Genomic DNA, 15,294 nt, shown 5'->3' with positions numbered 1-15,294 from the left:
GGGTAAAACTAAATTAAAGCGAAAAGTCTTTTAAACTATCCGTTAACTCAAAGTCGCCTTCAAGCTCAGTTTCAATATCGTCCAACATTTGCTGATGCCATTTACTGTCAGACCAAATTTCAAATTTGTTCAATTGCCCTACTAACATAATAGGCTTATCTAAACCTGCATGCTGTCTTAACGCGGTAGGTAATAAAATACGACCGCTTTTATCCATATCAACTTCATGCGCATTCCCTAACAAAACACGCTGAACTCTTCTTTCATGAGGGTTCATAGACGAAAGTTGACGTAACTTATATTCAATTTCTTCCCATTCAACTAATGGGTAAAGCAACAGGCATGGTTGGTGAAGATCCACTGTACAAATCATTTTCCCTTCAGATTCAGACAGCAACGAGTCTCGGTGTCGAGTAGGTATCGACAACCGGCCTTTACTATCTAAAGAAAGAGGGTTTGCACCGCGAAACATTTATTCACTCCATTATCTTGTTACAGAACCTAACTACAGCCTGATAACAATCTGAATCTTGTTTGGTTATTATTTAAACCAAATTTGTATTAGATTTCATAGGAACCATTTATCCCCACAATTTCCCACCAAACTACAGTTTAAGCTTCAGTAGTGAATATTGTCAAGCTTCGTGAGTATTAGAGGTCATTTACAAAATCTTAATATGAGGCAATAAATAAAGGGTTTTAGCTAAATCATTGGCTATTGTGGAGTTTTGTGGGAGTTGTTGTTTTATTCGTGGTGGAGGCCTTTGAGGCAGGTGGGGGTTTTGTAACAGCAAAAAGGTGCAGGCTTAGCTTTTATTTTAAAAGATAATTCGTTTTATATATTAATATCTTCGTAATCATCTTTAATAGATATTTTCTGAACTATCAGGTTTCGCCCCTCGGCGACCATACCTTTTTTCAACAGCCAAAAAAGGTAGGCGAAAAAGCCCGCTTCCAAACAAAATCTAATACTTCATTAAATAGTTATTTTTGTTTACAAAAAAAAGGGCTGAAAATCGTCCCTGATAACCAGCCCTTTCTCAGCATCCCTGCTTCGAATTTTATAAAAAATAATATTAATGAAGTGATTTTGTGATGGAGGATAAAAGCAGAGCAAGAGCTAAAGATAAAACCAGCTTCCGCTGGCTTTGAGTTGAGAGCAAAATATGAAACACAGCTAAGCTAATGGAAGATATTTATTAATTTCAAACTGAGTCAGATCATCTTGGAGAGATAAGTACTCTTTAAATTCATCATTGGCATTAACGTGCCCATATAAATCAACTTCAATATTATCAAGCTGCTTGTCAGATTCTAATTTTTTAATTAATGCGCCACTTAATCCAAGTTTAGTTAAGTCAGTATTTCTTTTCTTTGCTGTTCCATATATGAATACGTTGTAATCATCTTCAGATATTGCATCAAACTCTTTTAATAACGAAACGAATTCATTCAACTTATAAGATACAAAATCACTTTCCATTTTTAGCTTAACTAAAGCTAAGTTGACTAACTCCTTATGTGATTTAGAAGCTAAATCTATATAAGTTGTAGCGCCAAATGACGTGCCATCTTTAGCTAATTCTCCATAAGATTCACCAATGTAAAATATATTATTCTTAGTCTCTTCCGCATTGCTGTAAAAATATTTGACGGTTAAATTAATATGTTCTTTTAAAGTTAAGGCATGTATGTTTTTAACAAACATACGATAATAATTACGAGCCTTTATATTTTGTAGCCTGACTAAAACTTTGTCCCTAAACTCTTCTTCAAACCCTTGAATAAATACGCTATAAACTTTCTCTATTGGATCTAACAGCATCCATTCAATATTAGATTTATATTGCAAGACTCTGTTATATAATTCATCTGATATAGAATCAGCATCGTAATATGTAAAATGAAGGCCAGCTTCAATAAAGGATGCTTTTAGCTTATCAAACTCATCATCTGGTTCTGAAATTAAAAAGTTTTCTCGCTCTTGAATTGCAACAACAGCATTTTTCTTATTTATTGCTTCAATTTTATCTACTGTATCTTTTGAACGCTCAATATCTTCATCAAATTTAGATATATCAAATTCAAGTAAAGTAGGGTTTCGAATTGCATCCTTAAAAGCATTAGATTTTAACATTTTTATCTTATTAAACATGTTGCTGTCTTTGCGGTTAAACTCTTCCGAATTAATAAAGTGGATTGTTGGTTCAAGTTTTTTCATGTTAGAAACTGAGCCACTAAAAATCTCATTCAATCGATTTACTCGACCGATAAGATTAATTAGCTTCTTAGTATCTAAGCCATAAGTATTTAAAATATATAAGTTATCAATGGGCAGATTAACACCTTCAAGAATAACTGAGTTTGCCACCAAGTATTTCAATTCAGGTATTTGTCGAAACTTATATTCTAAATATTCTTTAATTAAATCAGGTAATTTCCCATGAATATATAAAATCCCTTTTTTAACGAGTTCGACACAGTAAAAGTCTTCATGAACATTTCGAGCAATAACTACAGCAAGCTCTTTTAGTATCTCGTTTTCTTTATAAGGGAGACCTTGGGATAACCGACTAGCAAACCTTTCTACTTTTCTTGGTGCCCTTAAATAAAGGAAGTTATTTTGTTTACTTTCGGCAAATATATACCGCATGAAGTCAGTGTTTTCACCGATTTCAAACTGCTTATCAAGAAACCTGTTATAAATGTAGCTTTGATTATTTAATTTATATTCAAATAGTTTGGCTTCTTTAATATTGAAGTGAATCTTCTTTCCATCTATATATTGCTGCTCTTCAAACCTTAAATTATCAACATCATTAATAAGAGGGGAAAAATAGAATATTCGAGATTTTGGCGCTCTTTTTCTATTTCTTCTAATTAGCCGACTTAGTAGTATGCTTCTAGTATCTTTTTCAAATAAGTTGTGGGCTTCATCGATTAAAAGAGCATCAAAAGCTAAGTCTGATTCACTTTTCATTAACCTCAATGCTCTTTCTTGAGTAAAAACCGCGATAAAATCGTTTTCATCATTGTACATTTCATCGTGAAAGATCACTTTACGCTGTTTAAAGCTTTCATTAATTAACCGATAGGTTTGGGTTAACAGTGACTTAGTAGGTACTATTATTGCAATTTTAGGCAGTTTCAGTTCTTGAATTAAATCAACCATAAGTGAACTTTTACCAAAAGACGTTGGTGCTACATAGCAACAATCTATAGCATCTGTAGCTAAAATATCCGCTCGGTTGACCTGTTGCTCCAAAGTTTCAGTTATTTCATTGTGTGAAAAATTTTCTAATTTTTTACCAATAAAGTGACGATTAAAAGTTGAGGTATCAACAAGCTCATGATTAATTAGATTCTTGGTTATTGGGTAAAAACCAAGATTAGTTGCTAAATCATATAAAGGCTCAAAGTCTTCCATGAGTATGCTATAACTCAATACTAGAAAATATCCGAACTCTAAATAAGATCCTCTTCGCTTTTCAGACTGATAAGTCTTGATAAAAAATATTGCAACAGCTAAACAATAAACTGCCTCATCTTCATTTAACTCAATACCTAATGATAATTTTCTAATCACTTCAGTAAGTTTATCGTCATCTTTAAGCCAAGTGAGTGTTTGGAGGTTACTCATAACTTCCCTCCAAGTAATTTATAAAAGTAGAAATAGTGTGGTTAGTAATACAAATTACTTTTACTGTTTTTGCTTTAAACTTAATAAAAAAAGCATCATTTTCAGCTAGGATTGAAGATGAAAAATGCTCTGACCAATCATCATCTAGGAAAATAGTTGAACAAGGAATTACATTAAAATTCTCTATATCTTGATAAGTACCCTGATCAAACAAATCAGATAATCTTTTTAAGTTTTTGCGAATACTTTTTGTAGTACCTACATCAGCGTGACTAGCGTGATTATATGCATTTCGCCAAGGATTATTTTTTCCTGTTGCACTTTTTTTACTTTTACCGCTTATTGTCGATGAAATATCTCGATATGCTTCTCTTATTTTTGCTTTATGAGAAATGCCATTAGTCGATTCAAAACCTGATTTACTCTCTACAATGAACTGTAAACCGTCATTGGAAAAGTAGCCATCAAAGCCTTTTTTGATTGATCTTTCTTCAAGGTTATAAAATAAAAATTCTTGTTTATAACCAGATTCTCTTAAAAACAAATGAATAAAGAATTCAGCAATTGCACCTATTTTTGTAGTGTCATCTTTGTTATGTAAAAAATCTAAAAAGGTTAACTTTGCTTGATCAAGCACAGTATCACTATCACCCTCACATATTTCTACAAGATTTGCGTTTATTAGTTCAACTGTATCAGCACATAAAACCTTAAGATTATAAACGTATAACTCTAGCTCAGGTGATATATGCTTAACTTCTGGAATCATTGATATATCCTTATCGAAACACGCTTTACTTCAAAGCTGTTACTACTCCCCCAATGATTTAACATTAAGAAATTAAAATATGAAATTGTTTAAAAAGCCGCGGCTAGGAGGATTTTAATAACGTGAACATCCACTCTAAATTGCACAAACAGATATGTCAATTTTTGTACAGAACTCGTTGACTTCCAATAACGGTGACAGCCAACTATAAATTCGAATAAAACGGGTCAGGGTTAAATTAAGATTTATAACAATGACACTCACCTTTGAATTCAAAAAACGAACCGTCAGGTTCGTTTTGCTTTTCTGCTCTTGCTTTTTCCTCTCCATCTAAATATTCCCGAAATAAAATAAGTTTTCCAAAATATGAGACATTAATCCATGGATGGATGTAATTAGAACAACGCAGGACGCAGTTGTCGAGGACGTCGAATAAGGGATGGTTTTTCACATCACGGATGATGGGATGTCATCAAAACATGGATGTTTTATTAGATGACCAAAGGACGAATGTACATCCCGTTTTTGAGGATGAAACTTAGTTTTATTGAGGATAAGAATATTGATTAGGAGCGGCTTTTTGGCCTACCTTTTTGGCTGTTGAAAAAGGTATGGTCGCCGCAGGTGAAACAGTCTTTTATCTTTTAAAATATGAAACTAACTTTCCCCACTAGAGCATCTCACTCAATAAGACCAAATTGTTTATAAATAAACACTAAGCCTTTTGATAAACCAACGGGGAATGTTGAGTAATGATTTGTGCCTGTTACCACTTCATCTATTAGTTTTATGCCTTGGTAGTCACGTGAACGTAGTCTTTTAACAAACTTGCTGTGCCCTGCGACCATATCTTGTTGCATGCCGTTTTCTGGGGTTTCTAAAGCGCCTGTGGCTATGTATATGTTGGCTTTTAACTGTTTGTTGTTTTGATAATATTTTTGTTCTACATCAAAAATCAATTCGTCTTTATACCAAAGAGACGGGCTGGTTAATAGGTAGCTAGAGAACAACTCTGGTTTGGTTAACAACACCCACGCACCAAATGATCCGCCCAATGACTGGCCTGCAAGAATTCTCTGTTTGGTGTTTGTTCGATAGTTTTTTTCTACAAATACAAAGACTTCTTTTTCAATAAAGTCCAGGTACTCTGGCGCGCCACCGGTTTGATATTTCACCCAGCTTTTATCCACCTCTGGCGTTAAATCTCTAACCCGGCTAGATTGCCCGTTCTCGCCATGAGCAAAGGATATACCTACCACAATAGCTTTATCCATTGGTTGCATGTGAGTAACGCCTGTTGCAACTTTAAAGGTGTAAGGGCCGTCATTTAAATACAGCACTGGGTAGTGTTTGGATTTATTGTTGTTTGAGTGATTGTCTTTTGAATGATTGTCTTTTGAGTGATAGCCGCGAGGGACTTTTATAAACAAGTCGTACTTTCTACCTAAAATCTTAGAATCAATGGTTACAATATGACTATTTGCGATTTCGACTTTATTTTGCTCAACTGCATTTTGTTCGAGGCCTTGTGCTTGCACAACATTTGAAAACATAAAAAAAATACTGCACTGCAGAAATAACAGGTTACAAGTTAATTTCATTTTAATCTCAGAGTTTGTCGGTTTGAAATTAAGTGCGTAGTTGGAATAAAAAGGTAAGGTTAAAACACTTTCCCTTGAACACTCCAACCATTTTTAGTGAAAAGATTAATTAACTCTTCATGTATGGCACTTGTTGAGAATTTAAAAGATTCGCCATCTGATGATGTGGCACTAGTGCTTAAGGTGATCATTCCTTTTTGACGTATTTTTCCCATACTAAAATAAGAGGAAATTGAGTTCGTTCCTTGAGGTTCAGTTTCCCCCGATCCAAAAACAGAAAAGATTGAACTCCTTTGTTTTTTTGTTTCAATTAAATAATCGCAAAAAGTCGCTTTTTTATTTGCTTCATCTAGCCAAAGCTTTATATAAAACTTAACGGTTTTATTTTCGACTCTGCCTTCGTTTCTCGTAGTTAAGGTGTATTCAAAAGGGCTAAGTAAATAAACACCTTTGTTCACGTCATAAGTAAAGGTTAAATCATTAACGGTAAATTTACTTAGTCTTTTTTCTATTTCTTCTACGCTGACTGGAGTGTTAGTCTCGGCTTTCCATCTAAAAACCTTATTGCTAATAACAATAAATATAGGGACAAATAAAACGATCACGCTGATAATAAAGGTAAGCATTATTGAGCTAGGTGCTTGATTATTAACTAAAACCACGCCTATTAAGCTGATAATGGCAAAATAAAGTAATACATAAAAAAACATTTTCACAGCTTTAGCAAACATAACAGCAATCTCACTTTAAACCATTGATTAAAAGAACGTTAATGCTAGTTTATATGTATATGACATTCAATCTAATTCTACTATTTAACTTCACCCTAATTTCAGCTTTTTTTGGTTTCGAAATTGTCACTTTGGGAATAAAGAACGTGGTAAAGAAAAAGCTAAGCCTCACCTTTTGACAAATAAAAATATGACTGCCCTAGCTCAGGTAAAACCTGAGCTTTAAATTTAACATTGACGCATAAAAGTTAGTAAACATAATCTTAGGGATTACCCTACAATTAGCGACTAATTTGTAATACTTGTTACTGTGTATGGGCTGATTAAGGTATTATTCATGTCTCAACGAGCAATTATTATTACAGAAAATGAAAAATCGGCAGTTAAAGACCAGTAGCATTTGTTTTTATTATGTTTTTTATTTTCATTGTAAAAAACTGTAAGCCATATATTGTTTCCACCGTTTTCCATAATAGATAAGTAGGTAAGGTTTGAATACTCAGTCGACATCTAGTCAATCGCAAGGTTTATTACTTTTTAAGTTAACCCAACTTCAAAGTTTTGCATTAGGCACATTAAAGATAGAAGAGATTGTTCCTTACCAGCCTCTGACTCAAATACCTAAATCTGATCACAACGTCCTTGGGGCCGCTAATTTTCGTGGTAGAACAATTGCCGTTATTGATATGGCTGCTGCAGTTGGATATAAAGCAATAAGTGAAGAAGAAAGAAAAGACGCTGTAATTCTTATTACTGACTGTAGTCGTATGACTGTGGGATTTTTGGTTAGAAAAATTGAACGCATTATTGAATGTAATTGGAAAGACATCACCCCGCCACCAAATGACTTAGGTACTAAAACTTACATTACCGGTATTACCCGTTTTGACGATACGCTTATTCAATTATTAGACATTGAATTGTTGCTTGCTCAAATCTTTCCAGATAACAGTGATCATGCCGTTGAAATTACAGGTGTACAAAAAGGCTTATTACAAAACGCTCATATCTTATTAGTGGATGATTCTGCCGTTGCTCGTAAACAGTTAGAAACTGCATTAACTAATATAGATGTGCCATTTAAGGTCTGTAAAAATGGTAATGATGCGTTAGCGGTAATGAAGGACTGTGCAGAAAAAGGTAACCCTATTGATATATTAGTCAGTGATATTGAAATGCCGGGATTAGATGGCTATGAACTTGCCTTTGAAGTACGAGATCTAGCAAAACTTGCCGGTACTTATATTATTTTACACAGCTCACTTTCTAGTAGTATGAGCCTTGCCCGTGCAAACGAAGTTGGCGCGGATCAAGCGTTAACTAAGTTTGAAGCACAAGAGCTAGTTAATGCTATGCTCAAAGGCGCAAAACAAAAACAATAATCACATCGACTTCAGCCCTAGCCTGGGCTGGGCTGAAGTATTCATTTTTATAGCCACCAGCTTTTTTTCACATTCCAGCACATTTCTTGTTTATCACTATTCTTGTTACTCGATACATTAGCTAAAAGGCTAATAACTCGCCCTTTCGTATCTTCGGTATAAATGACATTCCGTATCTTCGGCATTAATGACTTTCTGAATTAATAACACTCTGTATGAACAACAGTGCAAAACATTGATCTAGTTCAATATAGTTACTGCTTGTAAGGAGCATCATTAACTTAAGCAATAAATTGTACTTTTGTACAACACTAAAGTTAATAAAGGAAAGCGTTATGTCTATAAAAATGAATTCCAGATTTGATATTCCAACAACTGCACCAGAAGGGTTTGAACATGAACCTGATGCAACAAAAGATTTTTGGCATCACAAAAAATTAAACACCTTGCCACCTTCTGACTATATTTCGCCTTATTCTCATCATAAGCCTTTGCCTACACCTGGGGTAGATAAACGTAAATCCTGGATCATTGGTGGTGGAATTGGCGGACTTGCAGCTGCATTTTATCTTATTCGTGACGGTCATATGCCAGGTAAAAACATCACCATTTTAGAAGAAATGGATGTTGCTGGCGGCTCTATGGACGGGTTCGGTAACCCAGAAGACGGCTACATAATTCGTGGTGGCCGTGAGATGACGTGGAACTACGATACCCTTTGGGATATGTTCCAAGAAATACCGGCACTTGAACTACCTGACGGTTATTCTGTACTTGACGAATATCGCCTAGTTAACGACAACGATCCTAATTACTCTAAAGCGCGGTTAATTAAAACCAGCGGCGAAATTTTAGATGATAAAGACTTTGGGCTTAGTAAATCCCAACAATGGGAAGTGCTCCGCCTAATACTTAAACGCAAAGAAACATTAGATGATTTGAGTATTGAAGATTATTTTAGTGAAGGTTTTTTAAAGACTAATTTTTGGTTTTTATTCCGTACCATGTTTGCCTTTAAAAACTGTCATAGCTTGTTAGAAATGAAACTGTATTTACATCGTTTCCTTGACGCTATTGATGGTTTTGGCGATATGTCTACTTTGCTTTTCCCTAAATACAATCAGTACGACACTTTCATTAAACCACTGCAAAATTACCTACGCGATAAAGGCGTTACGTTTCAGTTTAATACTTGTGCCCATGACCTTGATATTAATTTCACTGGCGATAAAAAGACAGTGACAGCTATCAAAACCGTTGTTGGTGATAAAGAGCAACAGATTGCAGTTGCACCACAAGATTTAGTCTTTGCCCTTAATGGCTCCATGACTGAACAAACTGCTTATGGTGATATAGACACTGTTCCAGTTCTTACTTGTGAAAATGATGATCCGGGTAAAAATAGCGGTTGGGATTTATGGAAAAACTTAGCAGTAAAATCACCGGTATTTGGTCAACCTGATAAGTTTTGTGGCAATGTTGAACAGTCTATTTGGGAGTCAGCTACGCTAACATGTAAACCGTCACCACTGATTGATAAGTTACAAACTCTAGCGGTGAACGACCTTTATTCTGGCCGAGCTGCAACAGGCGGTATTATTACTGTGACGGATTCAAACTGGTTATTGAGCGTGACTTGTAATCGCCAGCCACATTATCCAGAGCAACCTGACGACTTATTAGTTATATGGGTTTACGGTTTGCTTATGGATAAGAAAGGCAATCGAGTTGAAAAAACCATGGCTGAATGTACTGGTAGAGAAATCCTTGAGGAGCTTTGTTTTCACCTTGATATTGTCGACCAACTTGATGACGTTATTGCCAACACTAAAATTCGTACTGCATTAATGCCTTACATTACTGCGCAATTTATGACTCGTGCTTCAGGCGATAGACCAAAACCTGTGCCAGAAGGTTGTACTAATTTAGGCTTTGTTGGTCAGTTTGTGGAAACGCGCAACGACGTTATCTTCACTATGGAAACATCCATTAGGAGCGCGCGTGTTGGCGTGTATAAGCTATTGAATATTCCTAAGCAAGTGCCTGATATTAGCCCAACTCAGTATGATATTCGTAACATGATCAAAGGCGCAAGAGCACTTAACAGTGGCAAGCCTTTCTTTGGTGAACGTTTGTTACATCGCTTATTGGACAAAACATACTTTGCCCATATTCTGCCTCCGCTACCTGAGCCAGAAAGTAAAAAGGATTGGCATTTTCAAGAGGAAATGAACGAGTTATTGGGCAAAGGTAATCTAGTCATGCATAAGTTTGGCGCTTGGGTAAATTCACTCAGAGAGAGCTTCTCTGCTAAAGACAAATAGCTAACTGCGTTTATCTGATCTTTGAATAAACGTTAAAATACAAAAAAGCCGCGGCTAATTTTTTAGCAAGCGGCTTTTTTATAACTGTTTTTTTGTCGCTGTTTTTCGTCACATGTTTATAGCTACCTTTTTAAAAGCGCTCCTACAAACAAGGTTATAAACAGCTGTTATTTAACTTATTCTCTACCTGTGTAAGCGTAAATAATTGAATCAATAATTGGACTCCATAATTCTTTGGTACCATCAATATCGCGTCTCACCCAAAAATAGTAATGTGTTCCAGCCCAATTCCAATAATATTGTTCGTTTAATTCCTCTGGCAAGTTCGAGCTATAGGAATAACTGCCTTCTACCCAAGTTCCGTTTAACCGCTTTTGCTCGTATTGAGTTGTAAATTTATTAAAGGTCGCCTGGTCCTTTTCAATCAAACGGTAGATGGTTTGTAAGCCAGCCAAGTTATGTAACACCCCATACTTTTCCACCATTTGTTTCGTCGCCGAGACAAATGACTTATTGCTTAATAACTCTGACACTACGCTGCCAAAATACTTTACGAACTCTGGATTGTAATGACCAAAGTTGTATTTTGAGGTTAATACTAATTTATCATCATAATGCGGCCCCGACAGAAAAATACTCATAGGCATGTCATTTTGTAATGACTCAAAAGGCACTAAAGAACGTAGGTATTCAAATGTATTAAGTAGTCCAGGACCTTCCGTTAATCCATAGTCATGAGCCCACTCTTCCCTAGCAGTAACGAACACAGCTTTAGGCAAGTTTTCAATAACATAGGTTAATTGTGAATACAGAGCTGACTCTCGTATCTGTTGCTCAGATATATCTGAGTCATTCAACTGTTTGGTATTGTTTTCTGCTTCAGGCACCATTGCTAAAGTAGAAAACGAAAAACCAACACAGATACTAAAAACCAAGGTTACTGATGCCAACCATGCCATTGATTTAGCTTGTTTTTTAGCAGGCTGACTTGCGTTATTTTGTTTTATTTGATTGCGCATTAATGTCACTCAAAGGTTGATAATTAATTAAAGAGAATAACCAAAATGACCTTCCATTTTTATTGCTATTTGCCCCTCATGTTTTGTCATTGTACCAACATCTTTGTTTAGCAGATACTGTAATTAAAAAAGCCCCACTACTTTTATCATCTAAAAATAGTAAGGCTTTTTTCAAATCACAGACTTATGCTTTAACTTAAGCGACTCGTTAAAAGAATCCCATTGGGTTTGCATCATAACTTACCAACATGTTTTTAATTTGTTGATAATGCTCCAACGCTATCTTATGTGTTTCACGGCCAATGCCTGATTTTTTGTAACCACCAAATGCAGAGTGAGCTGGATAATGATGATAACAATTCATCCATACTCGACCCGCTTCAATGCCACGCCCCATACGATAAGCAAGGTTTGTATCACGAGTCCAAACACCAGCACCTAAACCAAATTCACTGTCATTGGCAATCGCTAATGCTTCAGCTTCATCTTTAAACGTAGTAACACTTATTACAGGGCCAAAAATTTCTTCTTGGAAAATACGCATATCATTTGTGCCTTTGAATAACGTAGGCTCAATATAAAAACCATTATCAAAGCCTTCAACTTCAGCAACATTACCACCGGTAAGCAGCTCAGCACCTTCATTTTTACCAATTTCAATATACTCTAAGATTTTTTCGTATTGAGCTTGAGATGCCTGAGCACCAACTTGTGTTTCTGTATCTAGCGGATCACCACGTTTAATGCTTTTTGTACGTTCAATTACTAATGCAATAAACTCATCGTAAATTGATTCATGAATTAAGGCACGCGATGGACAAGTACAAATTTCACCTTGGTTAAAGAAAGCTAAAACTAAACCTTCCACACATTTACTAATGTAAGACTCTTCTTGTTGCATAATGTCTGCAAAGATAATGTTTGGAGACTTGCCACCTAACTCAACCGTTGAAGGTATAAGGTTTTCTGCGGCACATTTTAAAACGCCTTGTCCTACAGGAGTAGAACCAGTAAAGGCAATTTTAGCAATACGCTTACTCGACGCTAACGCTTGGCCAGCTTCTTTACCAAATCCATTCACAACGTTTAATACGCCAGGCGGTAATATATCTTGAATTACTTTTACTACTTCAAGAATAGAAACTGGCGTTTGTTCCGCTGGTTTTAAAACCACACAGTTACCTGCTGCAAGTGCAGGCCCTAATTTCCATGCAGCCATTAAAATTGGGAAGTTCCACGGTATTATTTGACCAACAACACCAAGCGGTTCATGAAAATGGTAGGCTACTGTATGTTCGTCTATTTCTGCAGCAGTGCCTTCTTGGGCTCGTAAACAACCGGCAAAATAACGGAAGTGGTCAACAGCTAAAGGAAGGTCAGCGTTCAATGTTTCACGTATTCCTTTGCCGTTATCCCAAGTATCGGCCACGGCTAACGCTTCTAAATTTTGCTCAATTCTGTCAGCAATTTTTAATAACATATTAGAACGTTCTGTAACTGATGTTTTCCCCCAAGCTGCTTTTGCTGCATGGGCAGCATCTAATGCTAAATTAATATCTTCTTCTGTAGAACGAGGAATACGACAAAATACCTCGCCATCGACTGGACTTACGTTATCAAAATATTGGCCTTTTACTGGGGCAACCCACTGTCCACCAATAAAGTTACCGTACTCAGCCTGAAATGTAATTAGGCTACCTTCGCTCCCCGGTTTTGCATATATCATAGTCATATTCTCCGTTATTATTTTTAGTTGGAATAAACCTGCAACCCACTGTAATAACTATAAAAAAATATAACTTGCCTGCTAGTCCATAAAGTTTGTCTGTTAGTCCACAAAGTTTATTTGTTCGTCCACAGAGTGTGTTTAATAATTCATGTTCATTATGAATTTGTTGTTAACTCATCTGTGAATAAGCTAACGAAAAAATGTATTGACCAATAAACATTCAAAGGTGATTATGGGGCAAGAAAAATCAATCGCTTCACGGTCAATTATACCGTTAGCAATTAATATCAGTAGCAAAGTGAAAATTGGATAAGAGGTGTAGATGAAGCATTCTTCGTATATGGAGAAAACGCTGCTCCAACACAAACGTTCGCCCATTAAACTGGTCGAAAACCGAGTCTGTTTTGCAGGCCCTCACTCTGAATTAAGTATTTACGATACTTATGAGCAGGCTCAAAAAATCAGCCTTAAAGCTGAGTCTTTACTCTATTGTGGCATGGTCAGCGGTTCCAAAGTAATGCATACCCAACACTTGAGCGATATTCCTTTTCTCCCACATGAATCTTTTATACTTTCCCCCAATGAAGAAGTGTTTATAGACTTTCCTGACGCCCAACTAAATAAGCCAACTACCTGTTTAACAATAGAAATATCCAAAGAACGAGTGGCTAAAATTTGTGAGCGAATGAACGATTTACTAGCCCATTCATTACCAAGCGGCGCGTTCATAGATCCAAACCAACCGTTACATACCTTTCATACTCAAGCCACCCAACAAGTGTTAGACCGACTAACCAGCCACTATATACAAGATGATCCTGACCGAGATTTATTGGTGGATTTTGGTGTGAGTGAATTAGTTACTCGGATATTAAGACATCACGGCAGAGACGCCTTACTGCATTTTACTAGAAGTGCGCCAGATGCAAACGGACTCACCAGTGTTTTACATTATATTGAAACCAACCTCACCTTACCTTTAGAGCCAGATGAGTTAGCAAAAATAGCCTGCATGAGTCGCAGTCGCTTTTATCAAACCTTCAAGCTACAACTCGGTTGCACACCACTTGAATATCAACATCAACGCCGCATGAATAAAGCCTACCAACGCTTACAAGAAAAACAATCTGTGACCGTCGTGAGTTATGAATTGGGCTATCAAAGCCTAAGTCACTTTAGTCGACGTTTCCAACAACACTTTGGCATATCGCCAAGTCAAATATGCCAAACAAAAACAGACCAATTAAATTGATCTGTTTTTTTAGTTATCTGTTTTTCTAGTTTCTAATGCAATAAAATATTAACAAAGACACATAGATTAAATATGCCCGACTTTCACTAGAATAATTGTATCTTGTTCTACGTATGGATGATGGCGGCTTAAATGCGGAGAGCGTATCCAAGTGCCTGCTGGGTATCGGCCATGTTCGTCAATAAACTCACCTTGTAAGACAAAAATCTCTTCGCCTCCCATATGGGTATGCGGTACAAACTTTTCACCTGCAGGCCAAAATACCAGAGCGGTAGATTCTGTGCCAAAGCTATGTAACGGCATGACTTGTAAATTGCCTTGTCCTTGCAGCCACTGGGTTTGTTGCGTATCTATTCTGACCTGCTCGGAGTCATTGGCTTGAAATTGATATAACTTTACAAACAGTGTGCAACCGTCTTTGCTAAACGGACTATGACTAAACCCTTCTGGGTTTCTAATATAAGTACCGGCTGGATAATCGCCCGTTTCATCAGAGAATATCCCTTCTAAGACAAATATCTCTTCCCCTTTGGGGTGTGGATGTTCAGAGAATCGAGAACCCGCTTCATACTTAACCACGCTAGTTGCATGGCCACGTTCTTGTTCTGCTCTGGCTAATGGTTTGCGCCACACACCTTGCGCAGGGCTTTGTTGCCACGGCTGTTGAGTGGTGTCGATAACTACGTGCTGTTCAAAGTTCATGTTAAGCATAATGTTTGCGTCTCTTTGCGTATTTTTAGCGTGCCAGTAGTACGTTACTGATGATGAAATAGTTCATCAGATAATAAACAATTATTAATACAAGTGGCCAATGTTATTAATATAAATAGTCGATTAAAAATCTATA

The 15,294-nt window shown here is 36.4% G+C and carries 11 protein-coding genes; 3 read left to right on the top strand and 8 right to left on the bottom strand.

Going from position 1 to position 15,294, the window contains the following annotated elements; translation table 11 throughout:
- Window positions 1-13: 13 nt before the first annotated feature.
- The 5 genes from mraZ to BTO11_RS07070 form a co-directional block, all read right to left on the bottom strand.
- Window positions 14-472 carry a division/cell wall cluster transcriptional repressor MraZ gene (gene mraZ, locus BTO11_RS07090; RefSeq protein WP_105051948.1) on the bottom strand — a complete coding sequence of 153 codons (459 nt, stop codon included), beginning with the start codon at window positions 470-472 and terminating at the stop codon, window positions 14-16.
- A 705-nt stretch (window positions 473-1,177) separates the two neighbouring features.
- Window positions 1,178-3,640, bottom strand: a complete 2,463-nt coding sequence (locus BTO11_RS07085; RefSeq protein ID WP_105051947.1) for a DEAD/DEAH box helicase family protein — start codon at window positions 3,638-3,640, stop codon at window positions 1,178-1,180.
- Window positions 3,633-4,409: a hypothetical protein gene (locus BTO11_RS07080; RefSeq protein ID WP_105051946.1), complete on the bottom strand. Its 777-nt coding sequence runs from the start codon at window positions 4,407-4,409 to the stop codon at window positions 3,633-3,635. The genes BTO11_RS07085 and BTO11_RS07080 overlap by 8 nt, the downstream gene beginning before the upstream one ends.
- 680 nt (window positions 4,410-5,089) lie before the next feature.
- Complete coding sequence (locus tag BTO11_RS07075; RefSeq protein ID WP_105051945.1) at window positions 5,090-5,962, bottom strand: alpha/beta hydrolase; 873 nt, start codon at window positions 5,960-5,962, stop codon at window positions 5,090-5,092.
- 107 nt (window positions 5,963-6,069) lie between these two features.
- On the bottom strand, window positions 6,070-6,741 hold the full coding sequence (locus BTO11_RS07070; protein ID WP_105051944.1) for a hypothetical protein: 672 nt from the start codon (window positions 6,739-6,741) through the stop codon (window positions 6,070-6,072).
- A gap of 491 nt (window positions 6,742-7,232) precedes the next feature.
- Here BTO11_RS07070 and BTO11_RS07065 point away from each other — a divergent pair, with 491 nt between their 5' ends.
- Both BTO11_RS07065 and BTO11_RS07060 read left to right on the top strand, forming a co-directional pair.
- A complete protein-coding gene (locus BTO11_RS07065; RefSeq protein ID WP_105051943.1) occupies window positions 7,233-8,123 on the top strand; it encodes a chemotaxis protein in 891 nt (296 codons plus the stop codon).
- Between the two features lie 335 nt (window positions 8,124-8,458).
- The gene (locus tag BTO11_RS07060) at window positions 8,459-10,447 is read left to right on the top strand and encodes an oleate hydratase (RefSeq protein WP_105051942.1); all 1,989 of its coding nucleotides are present in this window, start codon (window positions 8,459-8,461) and stop codon (window positions 10,445-10,447) included.
- Between the two features lie 176 nt (window positions 10,448-10,623).
- Here BTO11_RS07060 and BTO11_RS07055 read toward each other — a convergent pair whose 3' ends face one another.
- Both BTO11_RS07055 and exaC read right to left on the bottom strand, forming a co-directional pair.
- The gene (locus tag BTO11_RS07055; RefSeq protein WP_105051941.1) at window positions 10,624-11,466 is read right to left on the bottom strand and encodes a hypothetical protein; all 843 of its coding nucleotides are present in this window, start codon (window positions 11,464-11,466) and stop codon (window positions 10,624-10,626) included.
- Window positions 11,467-11,674: 208 nt separating this feature from the next.
- A complete protein-coding gene (gene exaC / locus BTO11_RS07050) occupies window positions 11,675-13,192 on the bottom strand; it encodes an acetaldehyde dehydrogenase ExaC (protein WP_105051940.1) in 1,518 nt (505 codons plus the stop codon).
- Window positions 13,193-13,517: 325 nt separating this feature from the next.
- On the opposite strand from exaC, the gene BTO11_RS07045 reads away from it, so the two are divergent.
- Window positions 13,518-14,447, top strand: coding sequence for a helix-turn-helix domain-containing protein (locus BTO11_RS07045; protein ID WP_105051939.1), 930 nt, complete (start codon window positions 13,518-13,520; stop codon window positions 14,445-14,447).
- A 66-nt stretch (window positions 14,448-14,513) separates the two neighbouring features.
- Here BTO11_RS07045 and BTO11_RS07040 read toward each other — a convergent pair whose 3' ends face one another.
- Entirely contained in the window at window positions 14,514-15,158 is a 645-nt protein-coding gene (locus BTO11_RS07040) for a cupin domain-containing protein (protein ID WP_105051938.1), read from the bottom strand.
- Window positions 15,159-15,294 lie beyond the last annotated feature (136 nt).

This window comes from Psychrosphaera saromensis (assembly GCF_002954545.1).
GTDB lineage: Bacteria > Pseudomonadota > Gammaproteobacteria > Enterobacterales > Alteromonadaceae > Psychrosphaera > Psychrosphaera saromensis.
Note: the sequence above shows the minus strand (reverse complement) of the source record. Positions and strands in the feature narration are given on the sequence as shown.

Bases quoted from the DNA above. Each gene is read 5' to 3' on its own strand.
- BTO11_RS07075 (WP_105051945.1), bottom strand. From the start codon at position 5,962: ATGTTTTCAAATGTTGTGCAAGCACAAGGCCTCGAACAAAATGCAGTT.
- BTO11_RS07070 (WP_105051944.1), bottom strand. From the start codon at position 6,741: ATGTTTGCTAAAGCTGTGAAAATGTTTTTTTATGTATTACTTTATTTT.
- mraZ (WP_105051948.1), bottom strand. From the start codon at position 472: ATGTTTCGCGGTGCAAACCCTCTTTCTTTAGATAGTAAAGGCCGGTTG.
- exaC (WP_105051940.1), bottom strand. From the start codon at position 13,192: ATGATATATGCAAAACCGGGGAGCGAAGGTAGCCTAATTACATTTCAG.
- BTO11_RS07045 (WP_105051939.1), top strand. From the start codon at position 13,518: ATGAAGCATTCTTCGTATATGGAGAAAACGCTGCTCCAACACAAACGT.
- BTO11_RS07040 (WP_105051938.1), bottom strand. From the start codon at position 15,158: ATGCTTAACATGAACTTTGAACAGCACGTAGTTATCGACACCACTCAA.
- BTO11_RS07055 (WP_105051941.1), bottom strand. From the start codon at position 11,466: ATGCGCAATCAAATAAAACAAAATAACGCAAGTCAGCCTGCTAAAAAA.
- BTO11_RS07060 (WP_105051942.1), top strand. From the start codon at position 8,459: ATGTCTATAAAAATGAATTCCAGATTTGATATTCCAACAACTGCACCA.
- BTO11_RS07080 (WP_105051946.1), bottom strand. From the start codon at position 4,409: ATGATTCCAGAAGTTAAGCATATATCACCTGAGCTAGAGTTATACGTT.
- BTO11_RS07085 (WP_105051947.1), bottom strand. From the start codon at position 3,640: ATGAGTAACCTCCAAACACTCACTTGGCTTAAAGATGACGATAAACTT.